Here is a 15453-nt window from a genome sequence, read left to right as displayed (position 1 = left end):
CGGTTCCCGTTTACGAGAGCGACGTTCTCAGCAACTCGTTGAAGAGCTTCGGGTTGCCCTTGCCGCGGCTCGCCTTCATGCACTGGCCCACCAAAAAGCCGATAACCTTCTGGTTGCCGTCACGATACTGCTGCGCCTGATCGGCACAGTTAGCCAGCACCTCGTCCACGATCGGCTGCAACGCACCGGCATCGCTCACCTGACGCATACCACGCTCGTCGACGATCTTGTTGGGGTCGTCACCGGTCTGGGCCATGGCCTCAAAGACCTCGTGCGCCTGGTTGGAGCTGATGGCATCGGTCACCAGCAGCTTGGCCAGCGCTGCTACCTGAGCCGGCGCGATGCCGGACTCGGCGAGCGACACGCCTGCGCTCTTAAGGTAGGCGATCATCTCGTTGACCAGCAGGTTTGCGACCGTCTGGGCCTCCTTGCCAGCCATACCGGCAGCGGCAGCCTCAAAGAACTCGGCAAACTCGGGGTCGCCCGCGATCTGCTCGGCATCGGCCGCCTTAATACCAAAGTCGGTCTCAAAACGGGCGCGCTTGGCATCGGGCAGCTCGGGAATCTCGCCACGGCAGCGGTCGATGAACTCGTCGTCCAGATCGAACGGCGCCAGATCGGGATCGGGGAACAGGCGATAGTCGTCGGCCGTCTCCTTCACACGCATGACCACGGTGCGCTTACGGCTGGGCTCCCAGTGGCGGGTCTCCTGATAGATGATTCCGCCCTCCTCGAGCACCTCGGCCTGACGGCAAATCTCGTAGGCAAGGCCGTCGTGCAGGCTCTTAAACGAGTTGAGGTTCTTGAGCTCGGTCTTGGTGCCCAGCTTGGTCTCGCCGCGGCGGCGCAGCGACACGTTGCCGTCGCAGCGCATGGAACCCTTCTCCATGGAGCAGTCCGAAATGCCCAGCGTCACAAAGATGCGACGGAGCTTCTCCATAAACAGGCGAGCCTCCTCGGGCGTGCGCAGATCGGGCTCAGTCACGAGCTCAATCAAAGGCGTGCCGCAGCGGTTGTAGTCGACGAGCGACTCGGCCGCAGCGGTAATGCGGCCCTCGGCACCGCCCACGTGGACCATCTTGGCGGCGTCCTCCTCCATGTGGATGCGCAGGATGCGGATGGGCACCGTGTAGGAACCGTCCTCGCGGCGCTCGGGCATCTGCAGGTTGGAGGCATCGTAGCTGGCCAGGTGACCGGCGCGCTGGTTGCCCTCGCGCATGGTCGACGTCATAGACGTGGACAGGCCCTCGGCGTTGGCCGAGGCGCTCGCCAGGCTCTGAGCCTCGGCCTCACCAAACGCGCAGTCGGGGCGCTCGGCGGCACCGCGACCGGTCACGTCCAGGTCCAGGTGGCCGTACATGGCAAAGGCGACCGGACCCTGCGTAGTCTGGAAGTTCTTGGCCATATCGGGATAGAAGTAGTGCTTGCGGTAAAACATCGAGTGGCGCTGGATCTCGCAGTTGGTGGCGAGACCGGCCTTGACGATGCTCTCGATGGCGCGCTTATTGGGCACCGGCAGGGCGCCGGGCAGGCCCAGGCACACCGGGCACACGTTGGCGTTGGGCTCGTCATCGTGGCTGAGCTTGCAGTTGCAGAACATCTTGGTATCGAGTGCGGTAAGCTCGGTATGGATCTCCAGGCCGATCACGGCCTCCCAATCCTGCAGGACCTCGGAAAGCTCCTTCATTACAGCTCGCCTCCCTTCCCGGCAAAATCGGGCGCGACGGAAAGCGCGGGCGCACCCGTGGCGGCATCGGCAAAGCCGCGCTCCAGGGCGCGGGCAAACGTGAGCAGCTGACGATCCTTAAAGGCAGGTCCCACCAGCTGGGCAGAAACGGGCAGCTGAGTGTCCTCGCCCAGGCCCAGCGGCACCGAGATACCGCCGTTGCCGCAGATGTTGAGCGAAATGGTGTACAGGTCGGAGAGGTACATCTGCGTGGGGTCGCTGATCTCGCCAAACTTAAAGGCCGTGCGCGGCGAGGCGGGCATGAGGATGGTGTCCACCTTGGCATACGCGGCGTCGTAGTCCTGCGTGATGAGCGTGCGGGCCTTTTGCGCGGCATAGTAGTACTTGTCGTACACGCCCGAGGAGAGGAGGTAGGCGCCGAGCATCTGACGGCGCTTGGCCTCGGCACCAAAGCCGTGGGCACGCGACAGCGAGCTCTGGTCGGACAGGTTGGCGCAGCCCTCCTCCTGGTAGCCGTAGCGAATGCCGTCGAAGCGGGCCAGGTTGGAGAACGCCTCGGCCGGGCCGATGACGTAGTAGGCGGCGATGGCGGCATCCAGGTGCGGCAGGTCGACCTCGACCAGCTCGGCGCCCTGGTTCTGCAGCTCCTGGGCGGCGCGCTGAACAGCGGCCTTGACCTCGGGCGTCATACCCTCGGCCTCCATAAACGCGGGGATGATGCCCACGCGCTTGCCCTCGATGCTGTCGTTGAGATGCTCGGTAAAGTCGACGGCGCAATCCTGGCTCGTGCAGTCGTACGGATCGTGGCCCGCGCCGGTAAGCGCGTTCATGGCCAGCGCGACATCCTCGACCGTGCGGCCAAAGGGCCCCACCTGGTCGAGCGACGAGCCAAAGGCAACCACGCCGTAACGGCTCACGGCGCCATACGTGGGCTTAAAGCCCACCACGCCGCACAGCGACGCCGGCTGGCGAATGGAGCCGCCGGTGTCCGAGCCCAGCGAGAGCGCGACCTCGCCCGCGGCGACGGCGGCAGCGGAGCCGCCCGAGGAGCCGCCGGGCACGCGTTCGGTATCCCAGGGGTTGTTGGTGCGGTGGAACGCCGAGCTCTCGGTGGAGCTGCCAAAGGCAAACTCATCCATGTTGGCCTTGCCCATGGGCAGGCAGCCGGCGTCGAGCATGCGCTGGACACAGGTGGCGGTGTAGACGCTCTGGTAGTCCTCGAGCATGCGGGAAGCGCAGGTGGTGCGCGTGCCCACGAGGTTCATGTTGTCCTTAATGGCCAGCGGCACGCCCGCGAGCGGGGGCAGCGGCTTTCCGGCGGCACGGTCGGCATCCACACGCGCGGCGGCCTCGAGCGCAAGCTCGGGCGCCACCTGCAGGAATGCCTGGACCCCGCCCTCGCGCGCCTCGATGGCGGCAAGGGAGGCCTGGGCCACCTCGGTAGCGGTAAAGTCGCCGGCGGCAACGCCCGCGGCGATCTGGGCGGCGGTAAGGGAATCGAAGCTTAGCGCCATTATTCGCTCTCCCCCTCTCCCAAAATGGACGGCACGCGGAAGTAGCGCTCACGCGCGCTGCCGGCGTTTTCGAGCGCGACGTCGAGCGGCAGGTCGCGCTCGGGCTCGCGCAGGTCGTCGCCCATCACGTTGGACAGGCTTCCGATGGGATGGAACGTGGGCTCCACGTCGGGTAAGTCATATTGCAGGACGGGCTCGAGCATCTGGACGGCGTCGTTCATGTAGGACGTCATCTGGGTGAGCTCGTCATCGGTCAGTGCGATCTTTGCGTACTCGGCGATGCCGCGCACGTCTTTCTCGCTGAGTGCCATAGGCGCTCCCTTCCGCATAACAGATAAACCGTTCTAGTATACAAGGCAACGCCGCTTGGAGCAGGTGCTTTACCCAAATGCAGCGAAAACGTAACGAGGGCGGCGGGCTGGCAGGCGGCGGGCTGGCGATTCTGCAGCGAAACCGCACTGTCCGTAGCGAAAACCGTCTCGCCCATAACGAAAACCGCGCCGTCCACAACGAAAACCATCACAACATTCGACGCTTTTCGTCAAAATCGCAATTTTCATCGAATGTTGTGATGGTTTGGAAGTCCCGACCACCACAAAGGTGCCTGTCCCCATTGTGGTGGTTCTGAAGAATGTCCTATGCCGAGGCCTTGGCCTTGCGGCGCTTGCGGACCGCGTGGATCACGATGTCCAGCAGCAACAGCACAATGGCCACGACCACGATGAGCACGGCAAACTCGCGCTTGCCCCAGTGACGGCCGGCCAGCGACTTTTGCTTGTCGACGTCCTTCTTGTTGTACTTGGTGCGCACGCAATGCACCAGCAGGCGATGGTCGTTCACGCCGTAGGGCGTGCAGGTGACGAGCGTCACCTTGTCGGCGCCGGGCTCGATGGTCAGCGACTCCATCTCCTCGGGCAGCACCACCTCGGAGTCCACCATCTTGTAGGCGAGCGTCTTGTTCATGGTGTGCAGCAGCACCAGGTCGCCGGGTTCCAGCGAGTGAATGTCGTCGAACATGCTCAGGTTGCGCATGCCCGAGTGCGCGGTGAGCACGCAATGCGTCGAGGTGCCGCCCACCGGCAGGCTCGTGCCCTCCAGGTGGCCGACGCCCGCCATAAGGACTTCTTCGCTCGTGCCGTGGTAGATGGGCATGCTCACGTCGATGGAGGGGATTTCGACCCAGCTCATCATGGGGTCGCGGTCAAAGATGAGCTGCTGAGCGTAGGGCTCGATCTGGTCGGCGGGAAGCTCGGTGGCCTCGCCGGCAAGTTGCTCGTTATAGGAGCGCGCCTGGAGCAGGATGCGCTCGCGCTCCTCGGCAGACAGCGCGTCCACGGTGCTGGACACGGTGCTGATCTGGTTGAACACGCCCGAGGCCTCGAGCCGGTCCAAGATCCACGGCCAGGTCATAAGGCCCACGCCAATAAAAATGATGACGATGGTGATGAGCCGATCGGCCCAGCGCGGCAGCCGCTTGCGACGGCGCTTGGGCTTTGGTTGAGGTTTGGGCTGAGGGCTTGAGCCGCCGTTGTCCGCGGCGTTATTGCCCTTCATATGTTTGGCGCCCTGCACCATCGCCGGTCACTCCTCTACAACTCAAGTTGTCTAAACAAATAATAGCCGATTAGCGAGCTTCCGCGCCGGACAACACAGCTAGACCGCACCGTCCAGTCGAGGATAAGCCAGCATTTGAGTTTTCAAAATGTCCTGAATCGGCGGGGCGATTCGGGATACAATGTCAATAGAAAACGACGCATCCCGCGTAAGTGTACGAGAGCGCGGGCGGCCTAGTTTTCAGCTTTAGTTAAATGCCCGGGATCCGACCCCCGGGCATTCTTATTTGCGCTTTCGGCGCAAATGCCGTCCACCGTCCGCACCGCGCGTGCGCCTACGGACCTTAAACCGAACCTCATACGAGTCAAGAAACGCGATGACGAACGTGCCCACCGTCGCGAGGGCGGCGAGCGCGTTAAGGAATTTCAGCATTTGGGGACCTCCGATCGAGTCGTCGGCCGCCCGCGCACGGGATGCGTCGCAAAGCCATTTTAGCGCGCATGCTCGCATTTACAGCTGGTAAACGCAATATTAGCAAACATCTGTTCGATAGCTATGTGTTCGATCTTTGTCTGAGTTTTCCTCTTCAAATCGAGTAAGTGGTTTTCGAGCAATGGAGGCCGGGCTACGGTGTCCCACGAAAAACAGCCTCCTCATCGAACGCTGGAGCCTGGCTGCTGTATCCAAAAAACGGGGCAAACTCCAGCGCGGAGTCTGCCCCGAAAAGAGGATGGCGAAGCAAGAACGTAGATAGACGAGAAAAGTGTCCGCAAGTCTCATGGCCATCACTTCTCGCCTGCCAAAGGGATGGGTGGGTGAGCGCTACTCCTGCTCGGACTCCTCAGCCTGCTTACGGCTGCGGATGAGGTGCGCCACACCGATGCACAGCACCGCGCCACCAGCAATCCAAGTGAAGGTCACACCGTTAAGGCCGGTCAGCGGGAGGCCGACATGCTTGGTATCGCCAACGGTGATGTTGAAGGTGCCGTCTTCGTTTGTAGCTGTGCCAGTCTTGGCTTCGAGCTTGTTGTCGTCCTTCGTATCGTTCGGCGTGCCGATGATGACCTGGTCTTTCTGACTGGTACTAATCTCATACTTGGCTCCAACCGGGCTTTCGCCTGAAGCCTCGCTGTCCCTGTTTGGCGTAATCGTGAAATCGAAGGGCTGCACTTTATCGTAATTAGCGGGAGCGTCCGTCTCCTCAACCGTATAGGTTCCCGCACCAAGGCCCTTGATAGTAATAGCACCGTTGGTGACGGAAAACTTGCACTCAGCGTCTACGAGGGTTCCATCGGACTGAACGTATTTCCCCTCCAAGTTGGAATCTGCCGCCGACTTCACCCTGATAGTAAATTTAATATTCGAATCCTTAAGCGCCTCCTCGGTGCCAAGGTCAACCTTATTAAGCTTGAGACCATAGGTGTAGGTCTTGACCTCATCGGGCACCGTCGTGCCGGTGTCGTTGATCGTAGGGTTGTTTGAGTACGTAAGCGTAGCGGTGTTGGTGTTGCCTGCGTTGCCTCCAATGGCGGCCTCGCTGTTGATCTGTGCCTTATAGGAGACGACAATGCAGGATTCCGAGGTAACACCCGCCACACTCTTAAGATTGCTGCAGGTCCAAGTCGTCGTCTTGTTGCCGTTCGCATCCGCATCACCGCTATCCGACGTAAACGAGCCCGTGATGTTCAATATCGGATTCTCGTGCTTAAGATCTTTCTGCGCAGCATCCTTGCTTGCATACAAATACACCTGAGCACCATCCTGCAGCGTCAGGCCCTTGGAAATTTGATCGGAGAACCGATAGTAATACGTATCGTACGTGTCATAGTTGTCAGCGATAGTACCGTAGAGGTTGAACGTTACGTCCTGCCCAACATGGGAGTCGCTCGCATCGAGCTCTTTATCGCCCTTGGCGCTCACGATTTTCTTATCGACGGCAGGGACGCTCTTCTTGGGAGTCACCACTTTATCATTCGTGCCATCAACGACCGCATATACAGGCGAGGTAAAAACGTCCTTCGATTTGGTATTCGAACCTTCCGCAACGCTATTGGTCAGGAAAAGCCAGTAACCAGCGGTAAGACCAGAAAGGGACGCGCTACCCGCAGCCGTCGTCTCCCAGCCATCGCTGTCCTTCAGATTGGCAGCAATCTTGTTCAGAACGTGGCCGCTGCTGATTCTAGTACTTGCATCGGTCTTCTCGGTGCCTGCGTTGTGTTTGTTCAGCCAATCAGCGGCATCCTGCGCGTTATTGCTAGTGTAGGATTCATCCTTTGTCTTGATGGCGTTTACGACAGCAGTTTGGACGTCGTCGCTGGCCCACGCGATGTTGCTCACAGTCGTGCCCTCGGCGGTCGTCGTAACCGTAGCCGTAAAGATTTGAATGCCCTTATAGGTCGTGGACGCTCCATAATCAGGATCGTTGAACGTCACAGTCGAGCCCTCCGCAGCAAACGCCATCGTGACCGGGGCCATGACGCCGCCGAAGCTCAGCGCTGCGGTGAGGCCGGCGGTTACTGCCAGGCGTGCGATGTTCTTGCTCATGCTCATCTTCTTTTCCTCCGTTTTCCGTTTGATTCTCATTCGATCGGTCATCGTCTGTCTGTGTCTGTGCATCTGCTTCGTTGTGTCTCGCCCCGCTCTCGGTGGGGCTGCCAGCTACTTTTTATGGCTGCCACCTCCCCGCTTGACCAGGAGCGCGACCACGATGAGCGCGGCTCCGGCGACCGCCACGGCGGCCGCGGCGAACATTGCCATATCTCCCGTCGAGGGCATAAAGCCTCGAGGGGAAACGTTGGCGGGCGTGTTGATGATCGACGCCTCCAGGCTGCCCGTCGACCCGTCCGCGCTGTCGGCGCGCAGGGGCGACTCGGCCGTGACGGTGAGCTTGGGCTTGGCGGCCGCCACCTGGTCGACGTCCAGGCCCTCGGCCTTGACCGTCACGCCGCGCATGCCCTCAAAGGCGGTGTAGCCCTTGGGCGCCTTGAGCTCGCGGACCTCCAGCTTGCCCGAGTCCACGCCCGAGACGGTCACGCGGCCGTCCTCGCCCGTGGTGACGGTGGCCTTGCCTTGCGCATCCCACGTGCCGTCGGCCGCCAGCGTGCGACCGCGGTCGTCGGCGATGCTCAGGACCGCCCCGGACAGCGGCTTGTCGCCGTCGCTGCCGCGCTTGGTGAGCGCGAGATCCCAGGTGTAGGCGCACGCGTCGTCGCTCGGCGTGCGGGTGAAGCCGGCGTCGCCGGACTGGTCGGCAAGAGGAGAGCGCGGGTAGCGCAGGTAGACCTCGTTGGGGTTGCCCTTCGCGATGCCGTGGTTGCACGCGCTGTTGAGCGGCGCATTGTACACGGCGACCACGCGGGCGCCCGCGGTAAAGGCGTCGGCCCCGCCGAGCGCGGCAATCAGGTCGCCGGTGCGCACGGTGAAGATCCCGTCCGCGGCCACCTTGGTGGCGCACTGGGCCGTGATGTCGGTCCAGCCCTTCGCGGCCTTAGTGCCGGCGCGGCCGCCCTTGCCGGCCGAAACGGCGTCGAAGCCGCCGTTCGCGCCCACCGCCGCGTACACGCGCATGCTCGCGGCCACCTTGGAGGGGTCGAGCCCCGCGCTCATGGTGTCGACGAACTGCACCGTATAGGCGTCGTAAGCGGTAAGACCCGCCGGGACCGTGGCCGAGAGGCGCCAGTACAGGTCGTCGGCGACTGTGGCGTCGGCGGCCTTCTGCCAGGCGGCGGTGCTGTCCTCCAGCACGTGCTTGGCCACCTTGGGAGTGGCGGCCTTGGGCTTGACGATGACGGCGCTGCCGCCGACCAGGGCCATGATCGGCGCGGTGCCGGCCTCGTTTTGGGAGATGGCGTCGTCTTTGGCGACGATGAGCCAGTAGCCACAGGGCAGCTCGGCCGTCGTGCCCGCGTTAAGGGCCACGGACACGGCGCCAGAGCTCTGGAGGGAACGAGCGAGCTGTGCGCTCAGCGCGCTCGTAAGGCGGGAATCGGTGTTTAGCCACTCGGCAGTTTCCTGTGCGGTGGTCTGGGAATTGGGCATGCCGGCGCTGTGCAACACAGGCAGCGCGGCGTCGCGCACGGCATCGCTTGCCCAGACAAGGTCGGTGGCGATCTTGGCGTCGTTGTCGTCATCGACGACGTTGGCGTCAAAGATCTGGTAGGCGTCGTAGCTGCGCGCCACGGTGCCTGTCACCGTGATGGATCCGGTCGCGCTCGGCGCGGCCTGCGCGGATGCGGGGAACACAACCGCGCAGGTGCCGATCAAGAGGGCGAGCAGCGCAAACAAGATCGGGAAGGAGCAAACTTTCTTATTCACGACGCTCACCTCCCTTCGCGCTCGCCTTGCGACGAACGTGCATCCAGGCTGCAGCGACGCAAAGCATCGCCGCGCCGGCAAGGTAGGTCAGCGTAACGCCCGACATACCGGAAAGGGGCAAAGAGGTAGAGTAGGTGTTGGTGAAGGTGGGGTTGGAACTGTCGGTGAGTTCGTGGTCCGCAGTATCGGCGTTTACCCACGTACCGCCGGGGTCAACGGTCCCCCTCCTGTAGGTCACCTTACAGCTGATGGTCCCACTGGTATTGTCCGTTGCAACAACTGTGAACTTGTAGACCGAATTATCGAACTTGTAGTGCGAGAACAGCGAACTGTTGTCTTTCTCGCGCACATAGTACGTGAAGGTCTTGGAAGCGCCACGGCCCGTGGAGTCAGGCTCCTTCGTGATATCAGAGAGCGAGTACTCAATCCCCTTATCAGAGTCATCTAAGAACGAAAGCGTCTGCTTCTTGTTATCGCCAGTAGTATTGGCCTCACGAATAATGTGCTGAAAACTGCCATCGGTCGCAAGCTGAAGCGTAAACTCCTTCATCTCGCCACCCTCAACGACCTTAGTCGCCTTGGGAGTCCAAGAACCGCTGGAGGTGTACGGAGTGTACTTGTTGGTGAAAGTTGCACCACTAGTAAGCGCAGCGATAACAGCGTTTTCGCCTTCAGCTTCTGTGACGGCTGCTGGTTCTGTTTCTGGCGTTCTTGCGCCAGCGCCGTCATTTTTTACCTTTGTTACCGAAACGCTCTTGACTTTGTAATACGTGTATTTAATGTCAAGCACATTGTGCGACTTGCCCTCATCCTTCACAACCTCAGGATCAATTTTGTAGATCGTTTTGTCGTAAGTCACGCCCTTGTCCTTGTCCGTGCCCGGAACCTCTACCAAGTAGTAAACAAGATCGTCATCGGCATAAACTTCACCCAGATCAAAGGTGAGATTTCCGTTCTCATCGTTTTTCACCGTATCGACCACCGAGCAGCGATTGAGCTGAAGATCACCATTGGAGTCAAAGCTCGGAATCGTATATGAGATCTCGCCTAGTTCGTTAATAATCTTGTTCTGCCTGAGAAGCTGGAAATCGAAATCATTTCCTTTAAGCTTGCCGCCCTCAAGCACCTTGGTGCCGTTGAGCTTCATCTTGGGGTAAACCTTGACCTCTCGAGTGGAACCGGCGACAACGTCTCCGTTGGTCATGATTCCGCCACCGTGGATATTGGAGCTGTTGCCTGTGATATATAACGTAGCCAGCCCTATAGCAGCATTTTGATCTTCAGCGGACGGTTTGGACTTTAGGCCAATCATGTACTTGGCTTGGGCTCCGTCATACTTACCGATGGTCGCAAGCTGACCGTCAATCGTGCCCGACCAATTTGCAGCACCACCGCCGAGCATCTGGCCCGTTACGGCTGCGATATAGTCAGCGTTATCCGACTTGCGGATAAGGAAGAGGTCCTCATGGCCACGCCTCTTGAAGTCATCAGTAATCTCACCGCCATCAACACTTGAAGGCTGGTCTTCATTCTTACCATTGGTGCCGCCTGATAGATTCTCACCGTTTGCATCGGTGTTTCCGAAAATCGCAATACCATTGGCATCTGTAATCGCCGTCTTGCCGCTCGGGCAGGCCGCGAAGCCACCACCATAGCCCTTGGCCGAGTTTTTGGTAATCAGGGCGTTGGATATCTTGAGACACGCCGAATTAACGCCTTCGGCACTGTTGCCTCCCTGGACAAACACGCCGCCGCCGCCCCAGTCATTGGGGGTATTAGTCGTATTGTTAGTTATGTAGGCTTTCTTGCCGATCACATTAAATTCGCCAACTGTAGGCGCAGCGATACGGATGCCGCCGCCCTCAGAGTTTTGCGCCACATTGCTGGCGATGCTTCCACCAGAGAACGAAAACAAGGAGAGAGCCTGATTCCAAGCGCCAGCATAAATACCGCCACCGGCCTCGGCAGAATAGTTACCGGTGATGAAGCCACCGTTAATTGTGAGACTGCCGCTATTGAAGGCAGCAATACCACCGCCGCCGTGACATCCGTTACCAATATGCTTCGTGGAGCCTTCATTGTCGCTGTAGAACTGATAGTTGTTGTTGGTGATGTAACCACCTGAAATGACTACAGTTGAACTAACAGCACAAACACCAGCGCCGTATCCCGATCGATCTTTGGACGTACCGTTACCGGAAATCGTGCCGCCGGTCATATTAACTGTGGATCCGTTAGCGTACACGCCGCCGCCATTGGGGGCATAATTGCCAGCGATTACGCCACCAGTCAGCTTAAGAGTCGAGGCGCCACCGTTCGCGTTGGATACCATAATGCCCGCGCCAGTACCCGAGCCAGAAGCGCCGCACACATAGCCGCCGCTCATGTTGACGGTAGAGCCGTTCTCGGCATAGATGAGGTTGCCGATACGGTCATCCTTCTTTTGTGTGAGTACGCCACTTTCAAGATTGAAGTTGCCGCCATTATAAAGGTTGACGAGCTTTAAACCAGTAGTGTCGGCGTTACGGCACGCCACGATGGCGCCCTTGATATCAGCCTTATGCGCTTTAAGGGTCTCGGTTGTACCGGTTCCCTTTGCGACCGATTCGGTTACGTAGTAGGTAAGCTTGGTCGGGATGCTGGAACCGTCGTATTCCATTGAAGCGAGATTGCCGTTTTTTACTCCATTAACCATGGTCTCTGTCGGGGCAGCTTGCTGGCTGTCCTTGACGGTCAACGTTGCTCCAGCGGTGATATTGAAGAGAGGCTGATTGGGACTCTCATGCTTAATCTTGCAGCCATTTAGATCCAACGTGATAATACTGCCGCTTTTATTGAGCTGAATTGTCTCGCTGGTAACAATATCTTTCGTAAGCTTAAAGTTGGCAGCGTCGCTCGCCTTCTCCAGCTCAGTTTTCAGCTTTTCCGCGCTATCTATCTCACCGGATGCCGCTTCGGCCTGCTCGCCTTCCGCGACCGCCATTGCAGCATTGTCATCCGACGACTTGCCGTCTTCACCCAGTAGCTCGTCCTCAGGCTGATCCTCAACCTGATTCTGCTCAAGGCCATTTGAAGGATCGGTCTCGCCATTCTCGGCATCATCACTATTCTGGTTTTCGACATCCCCGTTAGTAGCGTTGCCTACACCAGTAGACTCACTTGAGGAACCCCCCCCCATCACAGTTTCCTCGGCAGAAACCGTCTGGGCGTCATTGGCAATGGCCTGCGAGATCGGAGGCATAACGAGCGACAGCACCAGGCTCAAAACGGAAGCTCCGCACAAAACACCTGCTAATACACGATGTGTCGCTTTATTATGCTGCTTAGATTTGTCTGAATTTGCTGTCATCGATGCCTCCTCCCCAAGAGACCGCGATCTTGCTCTTTCACTATCAAACTTGGGCGCGCAACCGATACTTGCGCGCGCTAAGCAATGCATATTGTAGCTGTTGTTTAAATGTCTGTGTTAAGAATGTCAGCAGTTTTGTAACGAATTCTCAATTCGCTTGACATTTGTTCAGATTTGCTAGCTTTTATTAGCTTTAATTGTAGCTAAATTGCAGGTAATTTAGCTGTTAATTACTTTTTATTCGCCTGAGAATTATTTGCACAACAAATTACTCAAATACAAACAGTCTGTGAACGGTCGAAAATCGCCCATGAACTGTATGCCTTTCACCTGTGAGAATAACCTACCAGACGGGTGAAATATCTCTAAGCCAACGGTCCTTAGGGGTGTAATGTTTAGACAATATAATTTGAATGTGAGCGCAGACTATAGTCGTCTATTCATCCAAATCGCCTGAACGTCTAATCGCAATCAGGCAACCACCACAAAGGTGCCTGGCCCCTTTGTGGTGGTTCTTCCCCGGTGCTACAGCAGGTGTTCCTCGATAAAGGCCGCGATGCCGTCCTCGTCGTTGCTCGCGGTTACAAAGTCCGCGGCGGCACGGGTGGCGTCGCTGCCGTTTGCCATAGCCACGCCCACGCCGGCGTCGGCCACCATGCAGGTATCGTTATCGGCATCGCCAAACACGCAGATGTTCTGGAGCTCCATGCCGTTGAGCTCCGCCACGCGCACAAGGCCGCGCGTCTTGGATACGCGCGGGTCCATGAACTCGTAGAGGCGCTGCGTGGTTTGCAGGGCGGCCGCCTTAACAGTATCATCGGCAAACGTCAATGCTCGCTCAATCACCCGCGGCATTACCTCGGGCGCCATGGTAAACATCACCTTGGGCTGCGGCTCGCGCAAAAACTCGGCAAAATCGACCACCTGGTAGGGCACGCCGTCGACGCGCGACAGGTGCTCGACGCACGCGTTGCTCTCGGGCACGTAGAACACGCCGTCTCGGGGGCAGACGGGCGTTGCCGGCAGGCCCGCCATGTGCTTGCAGATGCGTGCGATGGTCTCGCCCGGCAGCGGATAGCTCAGCTCGTTGATGTCGTGCGCGCGGTCGATGACCTCGGCACCACCGCAGCCCACGAGCACGTCCACCAGGCCTTCGATGCCCCAGAGCTCGTACATGGCCTCGGTCGCGTGGGCGTCGCGCCCGGTGCACAGGCCAAAGAGCACACCGCGCTCGCGCAGGGCGCGGATCGCCGCCACGGTGCGCGGGGACACCGTGTGCTGGCTCGTGAGCAGCGTGCCGTCGATATCACAGAACACGGCTTTGATGCGGCTAAAGGTGGTGTCCATGGGGGCCTTTCTGGGTGGCGCGGCGGTGTGGGGTGTATTCGTGAACGGCGTACATCGTATACCAAGGCTCGGGCGCGGTCTGTCAAAGAAAATACCGCCACAAAGGTGCCTGGCCCCTTTGTGGTGGTTGCGACGTTTGCGGGCCAAACCATCACAACATTCGACGTTTTTCGGCAAAATCGCAATTTTCATCGAATGTTGTGATGGTTTCTTACCTGTTTCTTACCGCTTTACGGCACGATCCAGATGCCGGCGTCCAAACAGCAGCAGCGCCGCGGGAACCGCCGTCACGACCATGCCTGCCCCCACGAGTGTCCGTTGTACGCCAAATGTCGCCGCCAGCCACGGGGCAATCGCCAGCGGGGCCACGCCGGCGAACATATTGCCAAAGCCCATGACCGAGTTCACGCGACCGAGCTGCTCGAGCGGCGCCGTCGTTTGCACGATCGTGTTGTGGAGCGGGTTGACGATGCCCCAAGCTATGCCCAGGGCGACCTGACCGACGAGGGCCACACCCACGTACGGCGTCCCCACATAGAGCAGGCTTCCCAGGCCCACGGACATAAGTGCCACGAGCAGCGTTTTAAGGTTGACCAGGTGCGGCGGCAAGCGGAGCGCGAGCACGGCACCCAGCACCGCGCCGACACCGCAGGCAGACGAGAGCCAGCCCATCCACTCAACGCCGACGTGCAGGACATCGCGGTAGAAGAACGACTCCAGCGGATCGAAGGCTCCGTAGCCAAAGTTCGAAAGAAAAATGATGCAGAACAGCAGGGCGAGGACGCTGTTGGTGAAGACTGTCTTGATGCTGGCTGCGAAGGTGGCGCGGGCGGACGTGCTGGGGTTGGAGCTTTGTCCCGCACGCTCCCCTTCCTCTGCCGAATCGGCATCCGCATGCCCGGCGACATGGCTGGTCTGCGGCCTAAAACCCCAACCGACAACGAACGCCAGCACGGTAAAGAGCATCATGAGCACGAACACCGCGCGCGACGATGCAGCCGCCGCGACAAAGCCGCCCAGCGTGGGGCCAACGATGATACTCACGTTTGAAAACATGGCGATGGCGGAGTTGATGTCTTTGAGCTCGACAGGATCGTCGGTGAGGTAGGCCGGATAGGACGTGGCGATGGGCTGGGCAAATCCCATCACAAAACCCAGGAACACCGCGCCGAGTAGGACGACGCCGGTCGCGCTACCAAAGGCGATGATTGCCGTGCCAGTTGCGAGAGCTCCGACGATGCTCAGCAAGAAATGGCGGCGCGGACCCCATGCGTCGAGCGCAGCGCCACCCGCAAAGGAACCCAGGATCACGAAAACGTTCATGAACAGGACGGCCAGCGACGTCGCGACGACCGAGGCATCGTCCGCATAGGTAAGCGTTCCGATGACGCCGATAAAATAACTGGTCTGAAACCCGGTGTAGATGAGGAAGCGCATTGCCACCAGGCGTTTAGCCTGCACGGACAGCGATGATTGAGGCTTTGAGAAAAGAGATGCGAGCATGGAGACTCCTTGTTTCATACGAATACGGGCGGTGGGCATTCGCCACCGTCTGTCAAATCAATCTATCCGCATGAAACATTAAGGACACATCAGGACCCTTCTCTCCGTTTTTCGCCCGTCATGAACTACTTGGTAGATTGTAAGGCATGTCCCACACATCTACCAAAGCAAAAACCACCACAAAG

9 protein-coding genes are annotated in these 15453 nt (G+C 59.3%); all 9 read right to left on the bottom strand.

All coding sequences use genetic code 11. The annotated features are described in order from the left end of the window. Positions 1 to 10: 10 nt before the first annotated feature. Positions 11 to 1687: an Asp-tRNA(Asn)/Glu-tRNA(Gln) amidotransferase subunit GatB gene (gene gatB / locus DW645_RS03030; protein ID WP_089573180.1), complete on the bottom strand. Its 1677-nt coding sequence runs from the start codon at positions 1685 to 1687 to the stop codon at positions 11 to 13. Then, positions 1687 to 3201 (bottom strand): Asp-tRNA(Asn)/Glu-tRNA(Gln) amidotransferase subunit GatA, encoded by a 1515-nt coding sequence (gene gatA, locus DW645_RS03025; RefSeq protein ID WP_118226240.1) that lies wholly within the window; start codon positions 3199 to 3201, stop codon positions 1687 to 1689. Before gatA ends, gatB begins: the two co-directional genes overlap by 1 nt. Next, positions 3201 to 3512 carry an Asp-tRNA(Asn)/Glu-tRNA(Gln) amidotransferase subunit GatC gene (gene gatC, locus DW645_RS03020; protein WP_117716772.1) on the bottom strand — a complete coding sequence of 104 codons (312 nt, stop codon included), beginning with the start codon at positions 3510 to 3512 and terminating at the stop codon, positions 3201 to 3203. The genes gatA and gatC overlap by 1 nt, the downstream gene beginning before the upstream one ends. Positions 3513 to 3837: 325 nt before the next feature. Then, on the bottom strand, positions 3838 to 4755 hold the full coding sequence (locus tag DW645_RS03015; protein WP_158568669.1) for a class C sortase: 918 nt from the start codon (positions 4753 to 4755) through the stop codon (positions 3838 to 3840). Between the two features lie 822 nt (positions 4756 to 5577). Continuing rightward, the gene (locus DW645_RS03010) at positions 5578 to 7299 is read right to left on the bottom strand and encodes an isopeptide-forming domain-containing fimbrial protein (RefSeq protein ID WP_158568667.1); all 1722 of its coding nucleotides are present in this window, start codon (positions 7297 to 7299) and stop codon (positions 5578 to 5580) included. Between the two features lie 114 nt (positions 7300 to 7413). Then, entirely contained in the window at positions 7414 to 9069 is a 1656-nt protein-coding gene (locus tag DW645_RS03005; protein ID WP_118226235.1) for a SpaA isopeptide-forming pilin-related protein, read from the bottom strand. Then, positions 9062 to 12418 (bottom strand): Spy0128 family protein, encoded by a 3357-nt coding sequence (locus DW645_RS03000; RefSeq protein ID WP_158568665.1) that lies wholly within the window; start codon positions 12416 to 12418, stop codon positions 9062 to 9064. Before DW645_RS03000 ends, DW645_RS03005 begins: the two co-directional genes overlap by 8 nt. A gap of 525 nt (positions 12419 to 12943) precedes the next feature. Continuing rightward, on the bottom strand, positions 12944 to 13765 hold the full coding sequence (locus DW645_RS02995; protein ID WP_118226232.1) for an HAD family hydrolase: 822 nt from the start codon (positions 13763 to 13765) through the stop codon (positions 12944 to 12946). Between the two features lie 222 nt (positions 13766 to 13987). Then, entirely contained in the window at positions 13988 to 15268 is a 1281-nt protein-coding gene (locus tag DW645_RS02990) for an MFS transporter (RefSeq protein ID WP_158551566.1), read from the bottom strand. Positions 15269 to 15453: the final 185 nt, after the last annotated feature.

The sequence above is a fragment of the Collinsella sp. AM23-17 genome (genome assembly GCF_003470945.1).
Taxonomy (GTDB): domain Bacteria; phylum Actinomycetota; class Coriobacteriia; order Coriobacteriales; family Coriobacteriaceae; genus Collinsella; species Collinsella aerofaciens_O.
The sequence above is the reverse complement of the archived record's forward strand: the minus strand, read 5'-3'. Positions and strand labels throughout refer to the sequence as shown.